17 protein-coding genes are annotated in these 16,743 nt (G+C 66.8%); 7 read left to right on the top strand and 10 right to left on the bottom strand.

Going from position 1 to position 16,743, the window contains the following annotated elements; genetic code table 11:
• Position 1 precedes the first annotated feature (1 nt).
• The 5 genes from rsfS to ACE3SL_RS14455 all read right to left on the bottom strand — a co-directional run bounded on the left by rsfS (position 2) and on the right by ACE3SL_RS14455 (position 2,994).
• A complete protein-coding gene (rsfS, locus tag ACE3SL_RS14475) occupies positions 2-412 on the bottom strand; it encodes a ribosome silencing factor (RefSeq protein ID WP_374526429.1) in 411 nt (136 codons plus the stop codon).
• The gene (locus tag ACE3SL_RS14470; RefSeq protein ID WP_374526428.1) at positions 409-1,062 is read right to left on the bottom strand and encodes a nicotinate-nucleotide adenylyltransferase; all 654 of its coding nucleotides are present in this window, start codon (positions 1,060-1,062) and stop codon (positions 409-411) included. Before ACE3SL_RS14470 ends, rsfS begins: the two co-directional genes overlap by 4 nt.
• Positions 1,059-1,349 (bottom strand): type II toxin-antitoxin system RelE/ParE family toxin, encoded by a 291-nt coding sequence (locus ACE3SL_RS14465; RefSeq protein ID WP_374526427.1) that lies wholly within the window; start codon positions 1,347-1,349, stop codon positions 1,059-1,061. Before ACE3SL_RS14465 ends, ACE3SL_RS14470 begins: the two co-directional genes overlap by 4 nt.
• Positions 1,350-1,352: 3 nt before the next feature.
• On the bottom strand, positions 1,353-1,613 hold the full coding sequence (locus ACE3SL_RS14460; protein ID WP_374526426.1) for a CopG family ribbon-helix-helix protein: 261 nt from the start codon (positions 1,611-1,613) through the stop codon (positions 1,353-1,355).
• A gap of 97 nt (positions 1,614-1,710) precedes the next feature.
• Positions 1,711-2,994: a glutamate-5-semialdehyde dehydrogenase gene (locus tag ACE3SL_RS14455; RefSeq protein WP_374526425.1), complete on the bottom strand. Its 1,284-nt coding sequence runs from the start codon at positions 2,992-2,994 to the stop codon at positions 1,711-1,713.
• Between the two features lie 79 nt (positions 2,995-3,073).
• Here ACE3SL_RS14455 and ACE3SL_RS14450 point away from each other — a divergent pair, with 79 nt between their 5' ends.
• A complete protein-coding gene (locus ACE3SL_RS14450; RefSeq protein ID WP_374526424.1) occupies positions 3,074-4,222 on the top strand; it encodes a DUF3667 domain-containing protein in 1,149 nt (382 codons plus the stop codon).
• A gap of 53 nt (positions 4,223-4,275) precedes the next feature.
• Positions 4,276-5,907, top strand: coding sequence for an alkaline phosphatase (locus ACE3SL_RS14445; RefSeq protein WP_374526423.1), 1,632 nt, complete (start codon positions 4,276-4,278; stop codon positions 5,905-5,907).
• A 16-nt stretch (positions 5,908-5,923) separates the two neighbouring features.
• Here the strand turns inward: ACE3SL_RS14445 and ACE3SL_RS14440 are convergent, their stop codons facing one another.
• Positions 5,924-6,823, bottom strand: a complete 900-nt coding sequence (locus ACE3SL_RS14440) for a crotonase/enoyl-CoA hydratase family protein (RefSeq protein WP_374526422.1) — start codon at positions 6,821-6,823, stop codon at positions 5,924-5,926.
• Between the two features lie 222 nt (positions 6,824-7,045).
• Here ACE3SL_RS14440 and purC point away from each other — a divergent pair, with 222 nt between their 5' ends.
• From purC to ACE3SL_RS14425, 3 genes are all read left to right on the top strand, one after another.
• Entirely contained in the window at positions 7,046-7,822 is a 777-nt protein-coding gene (gene purC, locus ACE3SL_RS14435) for a phosphoribosylaminoimidazolesuccinocarboxamide synthase (RefSeq protein WP_374526421.1), read from the top strand.
• Between the two features lie 185 nt (positions 7,823-8,007).
• On the top strand, positions 8,008-9,108 hold the full coding sequence (locus ACE3SL_RS14430; protein ID WP_374526420.1) for a diguanylate cyclase domain-containing protein: 1,101 nt from the start codon (positions 8,008-8,010) through the stop codon (positions 9,106-9,108).
• Positions 9,109-9,150: 42 nt separating this feature from the next.
• A complete protein-coding gene (locus tag ACE3SL_RS14425) occupies positions 9,151-12,042 on the top strand; it encodes a M16 family metallopeptidase (RefSeq protein ID WP_374526419.1) in 2,892 nt (963 codons plus the stop codon).
• A 98-nt stretch (positions 12,043-12,140) separates the two neighbouring features.
• Here the strand turns inward: ACE3SL_RS14425 and ACE3SL_RS14420 are convergent, their stop codons facing one another.
• The 3 genes from ACE3SL_RS14420 to ACE3SL_RS14410 form a co-directional block, all read right to left on the bottom strand.
• Positions 12,141-12,851 carry an RlmE family RNA methyltransferase gene (locus ACE3SL_RS14420; RefSeq protein ID WP_374526418.1) on the bottom strand — a complete coding sequence of 237 codons (711 nt, stop codon included), beginning with the start codon at positions 12,849-12,851 and terminating at the stop codon, positions 12,141-12,143.
• The gene (locus tag ACE3SL_RS14415) at positions 12,848-13,951 is read right to left on the bottom strand and encodes a Ppx/GppA phosphatase family protein (protein ID WP_374526417.1); all 1,104 of its coding nucleotides are present in this window, start codon (positions 13,949-13,951) and stop codon (positions 12,848-12,850) included. The genes ACE3SL_RS14420 and ACE3SL_RS14415 overlap by 4 nt, the downstream gene beginning before the upstream one ends.
• A 228-nt stretch (positions 13,952-14,179) precedes the next feature.
• Positions 14,180-14,575: a glycine zipper 2TM domain-containing protein gene (locus tag ACE3SL_RS14410; RefSeq protein ID WP_374526440.1), complete on the bottom strand. Its 396-nt coding sequence runs from the start codon at positions 14,573-14,575 to the stop codon at positions 14,180-14,182.
• Between the two features lie 149 nt (positions 14,576-14,724).
• Here ACE3SL_RS14410 and ACE3SL_RS14405 point away from each other — a divergent pair, with 149 nt between their 5' ends.
• Entirely contained in the window at positions 14,725-15,726 is a 1,002-nt protein-coding gene (locus tag ACE3SL_RS14405) for an esterase-like activity of phytase family protein (RefSeq protein WP_374526416.1), read from the top strand.
• A gap of 36 nt (positions 15,727-15,762) precedes the next feature.
• Here the strand turns inward: ACE3SL_RS14405 and rpmB are convergent, their stop codons facing one another.
• On the bottom strand, positions 15,763-16,056 hold the full coding sequence (gene rpmB / locus ACE3SL_RS14400) for a 50S ribosomal protein L28 (protein ID WP_058802198.1): 294 nt from the start codon (positions 16,054-16,056) through the stop codon (positions 15,763-15,765).
• A 128-nt stretch (positions 16,057-16,184) separates the two neighbouring features.
• Here rpmB and tadA point away from each other — a divergent pair, with 128 nt between their 5' ends.
• Positions 16,185-16,640: a tRNA adenosine(34) deaminase TadA gene (gene tadA / locus ACE3SL_RS14395; RefSeq protein ID WP_374526415.1), complete on the top strand. Its 456-nt coding sequence runs from the start codon at positions 16,185-16,187 to the stop codon at positions 16,638-16,640.
• The last annotated feature ends 103 nt before the right edge of the window (positions 16,641-16,743 follow it).

Genomic DNA, 16,743 nt, shown 5'->3' with positions numbered 1-16,743 from the left:
GTCAATTTACCGCAGTAACCGGCGGCGCGTCGCCGAACGACCACATGCGCTCGAGGTTGTAGAAGCTGCGCACCTCGGGACGGAACAGGTGGACGATGACATCGCCGGCATCGATCAGCACCCAGTCGGCGTTGGGCAGGCCCTCGACGCGGACGGGACGGCCCGTTTCCTGCTTGATGCGCTGCGCCAGCTTGTCGGCGATCGCCGAGACATGGCGCGTCGACCGGCCGCTCGCGATCACCATATGATCGGCGATGCTGCTCTTGCCGGCGAGCGGGATGGAGATGGTTTCCTGGGCCTGGTCCTCGTCGAGCTGGTGAAGGATCAGGGCGTGGAGTGCCTCCACGCTGTCGTCCGAAGACTTCGGGGCAGGTGCGGCGCCGGGCGCGGCATCCTTACTGGCGGCTATCAAGCGGTTTCATTCCTTTCATCCATGGCCAGGCGCGAATGCGTCAGCGGGTCGCGCAAGGCGCGGCCTGCATAGCTTTCAAACCAGCGGGGGTTGGCCTGCCGTATTGCAGTTGCGGATCGCACGTCGGGCGAAAAACGCAGGAACACGAGGGCAGGCGGTCTCCAGTCTGTCCAAAGACGTTTCTGGTCCGCGGGCCGGACAAAGCGCCGCAGCCAACCCATCGCCTGTGCGGCATGGGTGCGGCCATTATAGCCCGGACGCGCGATCACCGCAATCGGCATCAATCGCGCGATCCCCCGCCAGTCGCGCCAGCGGGGCAACCCGGCGAGGTTGTCGGCGCCCATGATCCAGATGAAGCGGCGGTTGGGATAGCGCCGCACCAGCTTTTTCAGCGTATCGACCGTATAGCGCGTGCCGAGTTCGGCCTCGATCGCGGTCGCGCGGATCGGCGAACGCCGCGCCATGCGCTGCGCCGAGGCGAGCCGCGCGGGAAGGGGCGCCATGCCTTTTGCGGGTTTCAGCGGATTGCCCGGCGAGACGAGCCACCACAGCTCGTCGAGCCCGAGCGCGTCGATCGCGTTGAGGCTGATCGCGCGGTGCCCGCCATGTGCGGGATTGAAGCTGCCGCCGAGGAGGCCGGTGGTGATCATGGCGACGGGTGCCAGTCCTCGCGATAATGGCGGATCCTTACCACATGGATCGCAGTCTTCTCGACGCGATAGAAGAGAAGGAAAGGCGAATCGCCGACCCGCCATTTGCGATAGGAGGTGCCTTGTACGGCAGGCCCGGCAAAAGGGTTCGCCAATAGAAAGCGCGCGGCAGCGACGGCGTTTCTCGCGGCACGATTCGCGAACTCCAGATCGAGCCCGCTATAATGGTCATCGATGCGCGCCAGATCCTGCCGAGCGCGCTTCGTCCAGATGATCGTCGATTCCACGGTTTAGGAAGAAGGGCCGCTTCGTTTCGCGATACGCTCCTCAAGCCAGGCTTCGACCTCTTCTTGAGTGTATATGCGACCGGCGGCGATGTCGTCTTCCCCAGCCTTGACGAATTCCAGGAACTCGGTCTCTCGTTCCACATATTCGCGCACGGCTTGCGCCACCAGCCATGACCGCGAACGATCGTACCGTTCCGCGAGTTGATCGAGACCGTTTAAAACGCCTGCGTCGATCCGGGCTGAAATAGGGGAAGTCGCATCCATGATTCAGAATGTATCGCTCGTATACAAATGATTCAAGGCTCTGTGATGAGCACCAGTTCCTCGGGACCGACGGGCCGCCACAAGCGAATCCTATCGTTCAGGGCCGGACCTGCCCCGTGCCGCGCACCAGCCATTTATAGGTGGTGAGCCCTTCGAGCGCGACCGGGCCGCGCGCGTGGAGACGGCCGGTTGCGATGCCGATTTCGGCGCCGAGGCCGAATTCGCCGCCGTCGGCGAACTGGGTGGAGGCATTGTGGATGACGATCGCGCTATCGACCTCCGACAGGAAGCGTTCGGCCGCGGCCTTGTCCTCGGTGACGATGGCGTCGGTGTGGCGGCTCGAATGCGCGTCGATATGCGCGAGCGCGCCCGCAAGGCCGTCGACCAGCGCGATCGAGACGATCGCGTCGAGATATTCGGTGTCCCAGTCGCCCGCGGAGGCGGGGTCGGCGTGGGGGCTCAACGCCGCGATGTCCTTGTCCCCACGCACTTCGCAGCCCGCCGCGACCAGCGCATCGACGATGCCGAGCGGTGCGGGGTAGGCGCGGTCGATCAGGATCGTCTCGATCGCGCCGCAGATGCCGGTGCGGCGCATCTTGGCGTTGACGGCAAGTTCGACCGCCTTTGCGGGATCGGCGGCGCCGTCGATATAGAGATGGTTGATCCCGTCGAGATGCGCGAGCACGGGCACGCGCGCTTCGTCCTGCACGCGCGCGACGAGGCCCTTGCCGCCGCGCGGGATGATGATGTCGACAAGGCCCTGCGCGCGGAGCAGCGCGCCGACCGCGGCGCGGTCCTGTGTCGGGACGAGTTGCACCGCGTCGGCGGGCAGGCCGGTTTCGGCGAGCCCGGCGGCGAGCGCCGCATGGATCGCGCGGTTGCTGTGCACCGCCTCGCTGCCGCCGCGCAGGATCACCGCATTGCCCGACATCAGGCCGAGCGCCGCGGCGTCGGCGGTGACGTTGGGGCGGCTTTCGTAGATGATGCCGACGACGCCGAGCGGCACGCGGACGCGGCTCAGCTCCATGCCGTTCGGGCGCACCGCGCGGTCGATCGTCTGCCCGGCCGGATCGGGCAGCGCCGCGACGGCCTCGACCGCATCGGCGATCGCGCCGAGCCGGCCTTCGTCGAGGCGCAGCCGGTCGAGCATCGCCGCGGTGAGGCCCGCGGTCTTGCCCGCCGCCATGTCGCGGGCATTGGCGTCGAGGATTGCGGCCGCCTGCGCGCGCAACTCCGCCGCCGCCGCGCGGAGCGCTGCCGCCTTCTCTTCGGTCGTCGCGACGGCGAGTCGCTTCGCGGCGGCGCGCGCGCGCGCGCCCATGTCGGCGTTCAGGGCATCGGCGTCGTCGAGGCGGGGCGCGGAGAGGGCTTCGGCGTTCATGGCGCTGCCCCTATCATGTTTCGCCCGTTCCTCGAAAGCCCCGTTGCGCGGGCCGCGAAGCATCCTTAGTCAGGGGCGCATGAGCGGGGACATCGAAAGCATCGGGGCGGCGATCACGGCGGGGCTGGCAAGCTCGGCGGTCGAACCCAAACATGGCGGTGGGCATGGGCACGGCGGCGCGCGCTGCCTCAATTGCGGGACGAGCCTCGTCGGCTCGCATTGTCACCGCTGCGGACAGCGAGTCGATATCCACCGCAGCTTCGGCGCGATCGGCCATGATCTGGTTCATGCGATCTTTCATTTCGAGGGCAAGCTCTGGAACACCTTGCCGCTGCTCGCCTGGCGTCCGGGCGATCTCACACGCCGTTATATCCATGGCGAGCGCGCGCGTTTCATTTCGCCGCTCGCGCTGTTCCTGTTCGCTGTTTTCCTGACATACGCGGTGCTCGCGATGGTGGGCGCCGGCAATTTCACTTCGGGCGTGAACGATGGCCTCGGGCTCGACAAAGCCCTTGCGGAACAGACGCGCACCTCCGCGATCGCGGACAGTATGCAGGACGAGGTCGACCGGATCGATGCCGAGCTTGCCAAAAGGGATTTGTCCGCGGCGAAACGTCAGGAATTGCAGACCGAACGCGTAACTCTGCAGAAAAGCGCCGAATATCTTGGCGTCGCGCGCAGCCGCAGCGAGGAAGAACGGGCGGCCGATCGCGCGGCGGGGCCGCCGGTCCTCGACGATCCGGTTCAGCAGGTGAAGACGAGCACCGAATTCGTCGCGCGTAACAAGGTCAACACCGGCGTGCCGTTCATCGACCATGGTATGGAGAAGGCGTTCGCGAATCCGCAGCTCATTTTATACAAGCTGCAAGCGAATGCGTATAAATTTGCCTGGGCGCTGATTCCGCTGTCGCTGCCTTTCATGTGGCTGCTCTTTCCCTTCAGCCGACGCTTTCACACCTACGACCATTTCGTCTTCGTGACCTATTCGATCAGCTTCATGTTGCTGTTGTTCGTCGTCGTGCGACTGCTCAATCTGACCGTCCTCGGCGATTGGGCAACGGTCGCCGCGATATCGTACGTGCCGGTTCACATGTATCGCCAGTTACGCGGCGCCTATCGCTCGTCGCGTCTCGGATCGCTCATTCGAACGGCTTTGCTGTTTTTCTTCTGCCAGTTTGCCGTGATCGGCTTCATGCTGCTGCTGCTCGCGCTCGGCATGTCGGGTTAAATGCCGAACCGTAACAAAGGCGGTGCAGGGCGCTGCGAAACGGGAGAATGATCATGCACCGGCTTTGGGGTGAAATCGACCGCCGCCTGCTCATCAAGCTCGGTACTGCAGGTCTTGCCGCTATGGCGCTGCCGGGCGCGGTGTTGGCAATGGCTGCGCAGGGCTTCACCCATGGTGTCGCGAGCGGCGAGCCGGCAGCGGACAGCGTGCTGCTCTGGACGCGTTACGCCGCGCCGTCGGATACCAGCCTGACGGTCGAACTATCCGAAAGCATCGATTTCGCGCGCGTCGCCGGCGGTGGAACCGTCATCGCAACCGGGGAACGCGATCATACGGCCAAGATCGCCGTCGACGGCCTCCGGCCCGGACGCTGGTACTATTACCGCTTCATCGCCCCCGACGGCACGAAGTCGCCGGTCGGTCGCACCCGGACGCTGCCGCAGGGGCCGGCGAGCGCTTTCACGGTCGCGCTCTTTTCCTGCGCGAACATGCCGTTCGGCTGGTTCAACGCCTATGGCCACGCAGCGGCGCGCGGCGACATCGATCTCGTCGCGCACGTCGGCGATTATTTCTATGAATATGCGGCCGGCGACTATCCGTCGGCGAAGGAAGCCGTGCCGGGGCGGCTGGTCCAGCCGACGCACGAGGCCGTGGCGCTCGCCGATTATCGCCTTCGCTATGCCGCCTATCGCGCCGATCCCGATCTGCAGCGGCTGCACCAGATGTTTCCGATGATCGCCCAATGGGACGACCATGAATTCGCCAACGATACCTGGAAGGGCGGGGCGGAAAACCATAATGACGGCGAGGGAAGCTGGGCCGACCGCATGGCGGCCGCCGAGCGCGCACACAGCGAGTGGATGCCCGTCGCCGACACGCGCTGGCGGGCCTATCAGGTCGGCGACCTCGCGACGATATTCCTCCCCGAGACGCGGGTCACCGCGCGCGACGAACCCTTCGATCTTGGTGCGATCCTGAAAGGGAAGAGCGATGTCGCGGCGACATTGAAGCAGTTCGCGGAAGGCGCCTACCGCGACCCCGCGCGCCAGCTCATGGGCGCCGAACAGGAGCAATGGCTGTTCGACGGCTTCGGAAAGTCGGTGAAGGCGGGCACGCGCTGGCAGGTGCTCGCGCAACAGATCGTGATGGGCAGCGTCTTCACGCCGCCCGAATCGCGAAACTGGTTCGGGGCCGATCAGCCCGATTATGTGAAGCGCCGCGTCGAGGTGGCGCAGCTCGCCGCGAAGGCGGGACTCCCGCTCAACATGGACAGCTGGGATGGCTATCCCGCCGCGCGCGACCGCTTGCTGGCCGCGGCGCTGCGTGCCGACGCGAATCTCGTCACCCTGTCGGGCGACAGCCACAATGCCTGGGCGTTCGACCTGACCCACGACGGCCGGCCCGCTGGAATCGAGGTCGGCGGGCACAGCGTCACTTCGCCGGGGTTCGAGGCCTATACGCCCGGCATCTCCGACGATGTGCGCGTGTCGGCACTGCGCGGATCGTCGCCGCAGCTTCGCTGGGCGAACACGCAGGATCGCGGCTATGCGACCGTGGCGCTCACGCCCGAGACGGTCATCGCCGAATGGCACAGCGTCGCTTCGGTCCGCACGCACGATCTCAAGCTTTCAAGCTCGCACCGGATGACCGCGACGCGCGGGCGGCGGGCATATGATGCGGCTTAGGTTCTAGCCCCGTCATTCAGCTATAGGGCGGCGCATCCTCGAATTCGGCGAACCAGGGATAATCGTTCGCGACGCTGGCGGTGAAGTTCGGCGGGCGCTTTTCGAGGAAGCTCGTGACGCCCTCGGCGGCGTCGGGGCTGCGGCCGCGCGAAAAGATAACGCGGCTGTCCCAGCGGTGGGCGCTCATCGGGTGCGGGGCGCCCATCATGCGCCAGAGCATGTGGCGGGTGAGCGCGACCGAGACCGGCGCGCTGCCCTCCGTCATCTCGCGCGCCTTGGCGATCGCGGCGTCGATCAGGTCGCCGGGGGCGTGGACCGACTGGACAAGGCCCTTTTCGTGGGCTTCGGCAGCCGAGATCAGGCGGCCCGAATAGCAAAGGTCGACCGCGTTCGCGATCCCGACGAGGCGCGGCAGGAACCAGCTCGACGCCGCCTCGGGCACGATGCCGCGGCGCGCGAAGACGAAGCCGTAGCGCGCGGTCTCGCTCGCCAGGCGGGCGTCCATCGGCAGCGTCATCGTCGCACCGATGCCGACCGCGGCGCCGTTGATCGCGCCGAGCACCGGCTTCTTCGCCGCGAAGATGCGCATCGACACCCGCCCGCCGCCGTCGCGGACGAGAGGATGCGACCAGTCGATCGTCCCGTCCGCGGCGACCGGGCTGTCCGATCCGTCGCCATGCTTGTCATAGTCGAAGGTCGCCGCCCCGGCGCCGAGGTCGGCGCCCGCGCAATAGGCCTTGTCGCCATGGCCGGTGAAGATCACCGCGCGCACCGCATCGTCTGCGTCGCATTCATCGAGCGCGGCGATGATCTCGCCCATCATATGGCCGGTGAAGGCGTTCATCCGGTCGGGCCGGTGGAGGGTCAGAAGGGCGATGCCGTCCTGCTTGTCGAGGCGAATCTGGTCGAAGCTCATATGTCTCTCTCCTTGGGGATTGGGGCATGGTTGCAAGGGGGAAGGGCGAAGGCAAGCTCTAGTTTACGTAAACGTAAGTGGGTAGCGGGACAGGTGGTGCGATGCCGGGGATGACGCGCGCTCGCTTTGCCGCTATAGGCGCCCGGACCGCCCCGGCGCCGCGCCTCTTTCTGAGTCGCCTGCCGGGGTCATTCATTTGGTTCCGACAGAAAGTAAGCGCCCATGGCCCGTCGCCGCCAGATCTACGAAGGCAAAGCGAAGATCCTTTACGAGGGTCCCGAACCCGGCACCTTGATCCAGTATTTCAAGGATGACGCGACCGCGTTCAATGCGCAGAAGCGCGGGACGATCAACGGCAAGGGCGTGCTCAACAACCGGATTTCGGAGCATGTCTTCACGCTGCTCGGCAATATCGGCGTGCCGCACCATTTCATCCGCCGCCTCAACATGCGCGAGCAGCTGATCCGGCAGGTCGAGATCGTGCCGATCGAGGTGATCGTGCGCAACGTCGCCGCGGGCACGCTGTCGAAGCGGCTCGGGATCGAGGAGGGGACGCAGCTTCCCCGCACGCTGATCGAATACTGCTACAAGGACGACGCGCTCGGCGATCCGCTGGTCGCCGAGGAGCATATCGCCTGCTTCAACTGGTGCAGCCAGGACGAGCTTCACGATATTCAAGATATGGCGATCCGCATCAACGACTTCATGTCGGGCATGTTCGCGGGGGTCGGCATCCGCCTCGTCGACTTCAAGCTCGAATTCGGGCGGCTCTATGAGGGCGATTACAGCCGCATCATCCTCGCCGACGAGATCAGCCCCGACGGTTGCCGCCTGTGGGACATGGTCTCGGGCGAAAAGCTCGACAAGGACCGCTTCCGCCGCGATCTCGGCGGCGAGGTCGAGGCCTATCAGGAGGTCGCGCGCCGGCTCGGCCTGCTGCCCGAGGGTGGTGACAACGCCGTGCTCGACCTCGAAAGCCACCGCAAGAAGAAGAGCTGAGGCAGAAAACGTCGCCCCGCGAAGGCGGGAGCCGCTGGAGATGCAATGCAAGGCCGATAACGGCCCCCGCCTTCGCGGGGGCGACGTGCTTGGCCAGTATCTTTAATCCTTGATTTACCATGACTTGCTACCCCCGCCGCATGACGGGGGTCACTTCATGGTTGCGGCGGCGGGTGTTTCCGCCGGTGCCCGGGGATATCCGGGACGATGTCGCGCTGTTGCGCGCGCACCGCGTCGAGACGCTGACGCCCGCGCTGTTCCTGACCCTCGCCGCGACCACCCCGACCGCCATCTATGCCGGGGTCGAAAGCGTGCATCCGGTGGTGCGGATCGGTTTCCCCATCATTCTTGCCAGCGTCTGCCTGATCGGCGTGTTCGTCCTCTGGCGCAACCGCGGACGGCGGATGAGCCCGCGCCGCGCGCGCCGCGTCATCGCCGAATCGACCGTGCTCTCGGGCATCATGGGCGCGATGTGCAGCCTGTGGACCGTGCTCAACTGGCTCGCCGCGCCGCCGTCGGCGCACAGCTATTATGCGATGATCATGGCGATGGGCTCGCTCGCGACCGCCTATTGCCTGTCGTCGATCCGCTTCGCCACCTTCGTCAACCTCGCCATCGGGCTCGTGCCGATCGCCGCGCTGATGCTGACGTCGGGCCGTCCGCCCGAGGTCGCGGCGGGAACCAGCCTCGTCGTCGCGACGATTTTCCTGCTGCGCATGGTCGTCCAGCAGCACGGCCAGCTCGTCGACCTGCTCCAGCTTCAACGCCAGATGCGCGAGCTGGCGCACAGCGATCCGCTGACCGCGCTTCCCAACCGCCGCGCCTTCGACCTCAGGCTCGACGAAGAGATTGCACGGGCGCGCGAGGGCCAGGGCTTTTCGATCGCGCTGCTCGATCTCGACGGCTTCAAGCCGGTCAACGACCAGCACGGCCATGCGGTCGGCGACCAGCTGCTTTGCGAGATCGCGGTGCGGCTGCGGCGCGCGTGCGGCAAGGATGCGATGGTCGCGCGGCAGGGCGGCGACGAGTTCGCGATCCTCGTCCCCGCCGGCTCGCCGCTACTCGAAACATCGCTCGCCGGTCATATTCTTGCCGCGCTGGCCGCACCCTACCGGATCGAGGGGCGGCCGATCCGCGTCGGCGCAAGCATCGGGGTCGCGGCCTGGCCCGCGGACGGACGCACCAGCCGCGCATTGTTCGAGGTTGCCGACCGTGCGCTCTACGCGGCGAAGGCGGTTGATCGCACGGCCAAGTCGTCGGTCGAAAGCGGAGCGCTCCGGGCCTGAGCGCAGCTTGACCGCGCACGCGGGCGCGGGCAGATCGGCGCGATGACCTCCCCTTTGCTCCGGCGCGCATCGGCTGCGCTGTCGCCCCTCGTCCTCCTCGCCATCGGTGCCTCGCCGCTTTTCGCCAAGGAAAACGCGAAGCTCGCCGCGACGGCCGCGACCAATCCGCAAAGCGCCGCGGCAAAAGCCTGGAACTTCGCCGCCAGCGACATTCCGGTCGATCCGAACATCGTCTTCGGCGTGCTGCCGAACGGGATGAAATATGCGATTCTCAGGAACAGCACGCCCAAGGACAGCGTCGTGCTGCGGATGCGCTTCGACGTCGGCAGCTTCGCCGAGGCTGACGACCAGCGCGGACTCGCCCATTTCCTCGAACATATGGCGTTCAACGGATCGACCCATGTTCCCGAAGGCGAGATGATCAAGCTGCTCGAGCGCAAGGGGCTTGCCTTTGGCGCCGACACCAACGCCTCGACCGGCTTCGACCAGACGGTGTACAAGCTCGACCTGCCCAATGCCTCGGACGATCTGGTCGATACCGGGCTGATGCTGATGCGCGAGACCGCGAGCGAGCTGACGATCGATCAGGGCGCGATGGACCGCGAGCGCGGCGTCATCCTGTCCGAACGCCGCGCGCGCGACACCTATCAGCTCCGCAACCTGATCGACCAACTGGGTTTCCAGATGGAGGGGATGACGGTCGCGAACCGCATCCCGATCGGCACCGAAGAGGTGATCAAGACCGCGCCGGCTTCGCGCATCCGCGATCTCTACGACCGCTATTACCGCCCCGAGCGCGCGACGCTGGTGATGGTCGGCGATTTTGATCCCGCGGCGATCGAAGCCAAGATCAAGGCGCGCTTCGGCGACTGGAAGGGACGCGGCCCCGCCGGCGCCGATCCCGCGATCGGCAAGCCCGACTATGCGCGCGCCGAGGCTGCCGACGATTTCGTCGACCCCGCGATCCAGGACACGGTCGGCATCGTCGCGCTGAAGCCGTGGGTGATCGAGGCCGATACGAAAGCGAAGCGTGCGCGCAAGCTTGCCGAGGATATCGGCGAGGCGATCGTCGGGCGCCGCCTCGCAAAAATCGCGCTCGACGAGAATTCACCGATCCTCGGCGGCTATTTCGGCGATTCCGAAGGCTGGAAGGTCTTCGAGCAGATCGGTATCGGAGCGGTCGCGAAGGAAGGCGCGTGGCAGGAGGCGCTCGCGCTCGTCGAGCAGGAAATGCGCCGCGCTGCGCAGTTCGGCTTCACCCAGGCCGAGGTCGACGAGCAGCTCGCGATCCGCCGCACCGCATTGAAGACCGCGGTCGCGGGCGTGACGACGCGGCGCAGCGATGGTCTCGCCGATGCGTTGGTCGAGGCCGCCGATGGCGATTTCGTCGTCGTCCGTCCCGAAACCAGCCAGACGTTGTTCGATGCCACGGCGCCGGGGCTGACTGCCGATGCCATCACTGCCGCCTTCCGCAAGCAGATGCAGGGCTTCAGCGCGCCGCTCGTTCGCGTCACCGCGAAGACGCCGATCGACGGCGGCACCGGCGCAATCCTCGCGGCGCTGAATGCCTCGCAAAAGGTCGCGGTCGCCGCGCCCGCCGCCGCGACGAGCGCGAAATTCGCCTATGACGATTTCGGCACCCCCGGAAAGATCGTCAGCGACACCCGGATCGCCGATCTCGGCATCCGCCGCATCCGCTTCGCGAACAATGTGATGCTCAACATCAAGACGACCGATTTCCAGAAGGACCGCGTCTATCTGTCGCTGCGCGTCGATGGCGGCAATCTGCTCGCGACACGCGACGATCCGACCAAGGTCGCTCTGATGGGATCGTTCGTCGTCGGCGGGCTCGAAGCGCACAGCTTCGACGAACTGCGCACGATCTTTGCCGGGAAGACGGTCGGGTCGAACTTCGGGTCGGACACCGACGCCTTCGGCGGCGCGGCGCTGACCTCGCCCGAGGATTTCCGGCTGCAGGCCGATCTCATGGCCGCCTATCTGACCCATCCGGGCTACCGCGCCGACGGGCTCGCGCTGCTCCGCCGCGCGCTGCCGCAGCAATATGCCGCGAACGACGCGACTCCCGCCGCGGTGCTGGCGCGCGACGCGGGCGGCATCCTCGCCGACAATGATCCGCGCACGCAGACGCCGCCGCTCGCGGCGATGATGGCGCTCGACTGGAACAAGCTGAAACCCGCCGTCGCCGACAGCCTGGAGCATGGCGCGATCGAGGTGGGCGTCGTCGGCGACATCGACGAGCAGGCGGCGATCGACGCGATCGCGGCGACGCTGGGGGCGCTGCCCGAACGCCGCGCGACGTTCGACCCGCGCACCGATGCGCGCATCCGCAATTATGCGACCGACCGCAGCGAGCGCACCTTGATCCACAAGGGGCCGGCCGAACAGGCCGAGATCCGCGTCTATTGGCCGGCGCGCGACGACAGCGACCTCAAGGAGGCGATGGGCCTCAACCTGTTGTCGCGGGTGATGCAGCTGATGCTGACCGAGGAACTGCGCGAGAAGCTCGGCGAAAGCTACAGCCCCGGCGCGGGCGCGAGCCTGTCGGACGAATTTCCCGGCTATGGCCATGTCTATGCGGCGAGCAATGTCGATTACAAGGATCTGGCGACGACGCGCGCCGCGATCTTCGCGATCGCGAAGGATTTGCGCGACAAGCCGGTCGATGCCGATCTGATCGACCGCGCGCGCAAGCCTTTGCTCGAGGCGATGACCAAGGCGCGGCGCGAGAACAGCTATTGGCTGCCCTATGTGTCGGAGGCGACCAGCAAGGAAGCGCGGCTCGACCGCAGCCGTCAGAGCCTCGCGATCGTCGCGGGCGTGACGCCGGCCGAGTTGCAGGCGCTGGCGAAGCGCTATCTGATCGACGACAAGGCGCTGGTGATCAAGGCGGTCAGCGACAAGGCAGGGAAATAGGGGCGGCGCACACTCTGGGTTCCTGCTTTTGCGGGAATGGCGAAGATGGGGAGCCCGGAAGCCATCCCGGACCGGCGGTTTCGCCCGGCGTGCATTCGTCAGCCGGCGTCGTCGCTTTCCTCGACCCGCCCCTTGAACCCCTGCGCGATCACATAGAGTTCGGGCGAGCCCTTGCGGCTTGCGGGGGGCTTTGCATGCTTCACCGTTGCGAAATTGCGTTTGAGGACGGTCAGCAGCTCGCGGTCGGCGCCGCCGGCGAACACCTTCGCTACGAAGGCGCCGCCGGGCAGCAGGGTCTGCACCGCGAAATCGGCCGCGGTCTCGGCAAGCGCGATCGTGCGGAGGTGGTCGGTCTGCGGATGGCCGACGGTGTTCGCCGCCATGTCCGAAATGACGAGGTCGGGGGCGCTGCCGAGCGCCTCGATCAGCTTGCCGGGCGCGGCGTCGTCCATGAAGTCCATCTCGAGGATCGCCACCCCATCGATCGGTTCGCAGGCGAGGAGATCGATGCCGGCGACGCGCGCGCGCGGGTTTGCCTTGCGGACGACCTGCGACCAGCCGCCGGGGGTGATGCCGAGGTCGACGACCGCGCGCGATTTCTTGAGGAAGCCGAACTTCTCGTCGAGCTCGATCAGCTTGTAGGCGGCGCGCGAGCGATAGCCCTCGGCCTGCGCGCGGCGGACATAGGGGTCGTTGAGCTGGCGCTGCAGCCAGCGCGTCGACGAGGCGGTGCGCCGCCGCGCGGTCTTGACACGCTCGTGGAGGCCGCCGCGCCCGCCGCCGCCGCTCTTCGAACCGCCGCGGCTCATTTGCGATGCTCGCGCCGGGTCACCGGAATATCGCGGCCCTGCATCGCCAGCGTCCGCAAAATGCCCTCGCGGATGCCGCGGTCGGCGACCCCGACGCGCGCGGCGGGCCAGAGGTCGATGATGCTCTCGAGGATCGCGCAGCCCGCGACGACCAGGTCGGCGCGCTCGCGGCCGATGCAGGCGATCTCGGCGCGGGCGTCGAGGCTCGCCTCGGCGAGGCGGCGGCTGATCCCGCGCAGCGCGTCGGCGGGAACCGCGATGCCGTCGACCGCACGGCGATCGTAGCGCGGCAGGTCGAGGAAGACGCTGGCGAGCGTCGTCACCGTGCCGCTGGTCCCGAGCAGGCGCAGCGGTTGCCCGGCAAAGCGCTCGGCGAGGCCGGCGAAGGCCGAAAAGGCCTCCTGCGTCACTTCGCGCATCCGGGCATAGCTCGCCTGCCGCGCGGCGAGGCTGTCCTCGCCCGGCGCGGCATGCTCGGTCAGCGAGACGACGCCCCACGGCACGCTGATCCAGTCGTGGATCTTGACGTCATGGTCGGACACATCGACATGCATCAGCTCGGTCGAACCGCCGCCGATGTCGAAGATCAGCGCCGGGCCATCGCCGGGCTCCATCAGATTGTGACAGCCGAGCGCAGCGAGTCGCGCCTCTTCGGCGGCCGAGATGATGTCGAGCGCGATGCCCGTTTCATGTTTCACGCGGCGCGCCAGTTCGACGCCGTTCGCGGCGCGGCGGCACGCCTCGGTCGCGACCGCGCGCGACAGGGTGACGTGGCGGCGGCGCAGCTTGTCGGCGCAGATGGCAAGCGCGGCGACAGTGCGGTCCATCGCGGCGTCGCTGATCCTTCCCGTCGCGTGCAGCCCTTCGCCGAGGCGCACGATCCGCGAAAAGGCGTCGATCACGACGAGTTCGCCATCCTGTGGACGCGCGATCAGCAGCCGGCAATTGTTGGTGCCAAGGTCGATCGCGGCATAGCTGCGGGGCCGGATGAACGGCGCGTGCGGGGGCGGAGATTCCCCCTTCTGTCTTCGCTTCGCCGGCGGGCCCATCTTCGAACCGGGCCGCGGCGATCGCCCTGTTGGCGCTGCCATTTGCCGCATGGCTATGTTGACCTGTCTTGTCTCACGCATCCGCCAATCTGCGGATGTGCACTTGTCCGCGAACCTAGGCTTCGCCGGGCGGGATGGCAACCCCGGCCCGCCGACGCAAAAGCCCCGCCCGGCGCGGGGGCCGGACGGGGCGAGGGGGAAGAGACTTTATTGGGGGTCGGGCCTGCCGCTGCACCGGCAGCCGTCATTCCCCGTCAGGGATGGGGGCCGGGACCGCCCTTAACGGCGACAGCCGTCATTGCCCTTGTCGATGGCGCGGCCGGCGAGGGCGCCGACGGCGCCGCCGATGATCGTGCCGACCGTGCGGTCGCCGCGGCCCGCGATCTCGTGGCCGGCAAGGCCGCCCGCGATCGCGCCGATCACGGTCCCGCCGGTGCCATTGTCGCACTGGCGATAATTGCGATAGTTGCGGCGGTCGTAACCGCGGTAATCGCGACGGTCATAGCTGCGATAGTCGCGGCGGTCGTAGCGGCGGTTGTCGCGGTTGTAGCGCGCGTCATAGCTCGAATAGCCGTCACGGTCGTAATAGCCGTTCTGCGCCGCGGCGGGCGCGGCAAGGCCCAGCGTCGCGGTGGACATCAGGGCGGCGATCGAGAGGGTCACCATCTTTTTCATCATCGTTCTCCTTCTTTCGTCGTCAGGCCCTTCGGGGGCTGTGGATCGATGATGCCCTTCTGCCCGATTCGCTTTGAGTGAAGCCTGAACATCGCTGTCGGCTGGCGTTCATCTTGCAGCCTTCGGACGAGCGCCCTATCGCCGCGGCGATGCGCCGCTTTCTCCTCGCTGCCCTGATCTTCGTGACGCTGGGACCCGTGCCCGGAACACGGCAGCATTTTCCGGTGGCCGATACCCGCTCGCAAGCGGTTGCCGCGCGTCCGCTCGCCTATCCGGCGGACCGGACGGGACCGCTGCGCTTCGTGCGCGGCTGGCGCCTCGTCAGCCCGAACGGCGCCTTCGGCGGCTTTTCGGCGCTCGCGATTCTCGGCCCCGGCCGGTTCCAGCTGGCCGCCGACAATGGCTGGCGAGCGCGGCTGACATTGCGGCCGGACGGCACCGTCATCGACGCGCAGATCGTGCCCCTGCCGTTCGGGGATGGACAATCGCAGCGCAAGTCGCAGCGCGACGTCGAAGCGATGGCGTTCGACCCGGCAAGCGGCAAAAGCTGGATCGCGCTCGAAGGAAGCAATCAGGTCTGGCGGCTCGACCCGGCGCTGGCGCGCATCGAATCGCGCGCGCACCTGCCAAAGCCCGATTGGCCGGCGAACCTGGGGCCCGAGGCGATGGTGCGTCTCGCGGACGGACGGACGGTGATTTTTTCGGAGGATGCCGACGACGATCCGCGCGGCCGCGCGGCGCTGCTCTTTGCCGGCGATCCCGCCGAGCCGGGTACGAAAGCGATCCGCTTTTTCTACGATGCGGAAAGGAAGGGCCTCGTCAGTGACGCGGCGCTGCTGCCTGACGGGCGCATCCTGCTCGTCCATCGCCGGCTGGGCTTCGATCCGGTCTTCACGACGATCCTCGGTGTCCTCGATCCGGCGGATATCCGGCCGGGCGCGACCCTGACCTCGCAGGCCATCGGCCGCGTTCCCGCACCACTGGCGGACAATTACGAGGGCATAGCGGTCAGCGTCCGCGACGGCCGGACCTATGTGTGGCTGGTGTCCGACGATAATTTCAACAACTGGCAGCGCACCCTGCTTGTCGAATTCGAGCTGGCCGGGCTCCCGTTATCGGGAATGGCGGACAGCAAAAAGGCCGCGCGGTAAACCGGCGGCCTTCTGCGATTCGAAAGGCGTGAAAGCTTATGCGGCCTTTTCGGCCAGCTTCTTCGCGACTTCCTTCTTCACCTTGCGGGCGTTCGCCGACAGCTGGTCGTCGCCGGCCTTCAGCAGCCAGTTGTCGAGGCCGCCGTTGTGCTCGACCGAACGCAGACCGTGGGTCGAGACGCGGAGCTTCACGCCCTTGCCGAGCGCGTCCGACAGCAAGGTCACATTCTGCAGATTGGGCAGGAAGGTGCGCTTGGTCTTGTTGTTGGCGTGGCTCACATTGTGGCCAACCTGGCGGCCCTTGCCGGTCAGTTCGCAAATGCGCGACATGATCTTCTTCCTCGAATCAATGGGCGGCGTCCGGGGTGTGCCAGATGGCACCGAAAGAACCGGATAGGCCGGGAAAGGCGCGCGCTTATCGGCTTGCCGGAGATTCGTCAAGCGAATAGGGCGCATTCATGCCCGCCTTCCCGCTCCCCGAACCGATGCGCCGCGCGCTCGATCTGGCGCGTATCGCCGCCGAATGGGGCGAAGTGCCTGTTGGCGCGGTGATCGTCAAGGATGGCGTCATCGTTGCGGAAGGGCACAATCGCCCGCGCGAATCGCATGATCCGACCGCACATGCCGAAATCGTCGCGATTCGCGCCGCGGCGGCGAAGCTCGGCCACGAACGGCTCGACGGCTGCGACCTTTATGTGACGCTCGAACCCTGTGCGATGTGCGCCGGGGCGATCGCCCACGCCCGGATCGCGCGGCTCTATTATGGCGCGGACGATCCGAAGGGCGGCGCGGTTGCGCACGGCCCGCGCACCTTCGCGCAGCCGACGATCCACCATCGCCCCCAAATCTATGATGGTATCGGCGAGAATGAGGCTGCGACGCTGCTGAGGGATTTTTTCGCCGTGCGGCGGTGACGACGGCGGTCTGTTTTGGGGTGGGTAGCGGACCATCCCCTATTTCCGTTCGTGTCGAGCGAAGTCGAGACACGCTTGGGAAGCGCCAGCCTTCGCGTGTCTC

Origin of the sequence: Sphingopyxis sp., assembly GCF_041916015.1 — a bacterium.
Lineage (GTDB): Bacteria > Pseudomonadota > Alphaproteobacteria > Sphingomonadales > Sphingomonadaceae > Sphingopyxis.
Note: the sequence above shows the minus strand (reverse complement) of the source record. Positions and strands in the feature narration are given on the sequence as shown.

Coding starts and splice junctions, on each gene's coding strand:
- ACE3SL_RS14470 (WP_374526428.1), bottom strand. CDS start 1,062: ATGATCACCACCGGCCTCCTCGGCGGCAGCTTCAATCCCGCACATGGC.
- ACE3SL_RS14405 (WP_374526416.1), top strand. CDS start 14,725: ATGCGCCGCTTTCTCCTCGCTGCCCTGATCTTCGTGACGCTGGGACCC.
- purC (WP_374526421.1), top strand. CDS start 7,046: ATGGCCCGTCGCCGCCAGATCTACGAAGGCAAAGCGAAGATCCTTTAC.
- ACE3SL_RS14460 (WP_374526426.1), bottom strand. CDS start 1,613: ATGGATGCGACTTCCCCTATTTCAGCCCGGATCGACGCAGGCGTTTTA.
- tadA (WP_374526415.1), top strand. CDS start 16,185: ATGCCCGCCTTCCCGCTCCCCGAACCGATGCGCCGCGCGCTCGATCTG.
- ACE3SL_RS14455 (WP_374526425.1), bottom strand. CDS start 2,994: ATGAACGCCGAAGCCCTCTCCGCGCCCCGCCTCGACGACGCCGATGCC.
- ACE3SL_RS14420 (WP_374526418.1), bottom strand. CDS start 12,851: ATGAGCCGCGGCGGTTCGAAGAGCGGCGGCGGCGGGCGCGGCGGCCTC.
- ACE3SL_RS14415 (WP_374526417.1), bottom strand. CDS start 13,951: ATGCGGCAAATGGCAGCGCCAACAGGGCGATCGCCGCGGCCCGGTTCG.
- ACE3SL_RS14445 (WP_374526423.1), top strand. CDS start 4,276: ATGCACCGGCTTTGGGGTGAAATCGACCGCCGCCTGCTCATCAAGCTC.
- ACE3SL_RS14450 (WP_374526424.1), top strand. CDS start 3,074: ATGAGCGGGGACATCGAAAGCATCGGGGCGGCGATCACGGCGGGGCTG.
- ACE3SL_RS14425 (WP_374526419.1), top strand. CDS start 9,151: ATGACCTCCCCTTTGCTCCGGCGCGCATCGGCTGCGCTGTCGCCCCTC.
- rpmB (WP_058802198.1), bottom strand. CDS start 16,056: ATGTCGCGCATTTGCGAACTGACCGGCAAGGGCCGCCAGGTTGGCCAC.
- ACE3SL_RS14410 (WP_374526440.1), bottom strand. CDS start 14,575: ATGAAAAAGATGGTGACCCTCTCGATCGCCGCCCTGATGTCCACCGCG.
- ACE3SL_RS14440 (WP_374526422.1), bottom strand. CDS start 6,823: ATGAGCTTCGACCAGATTCGCCTCGACAAGCAGGACGGCATCGCCCTT.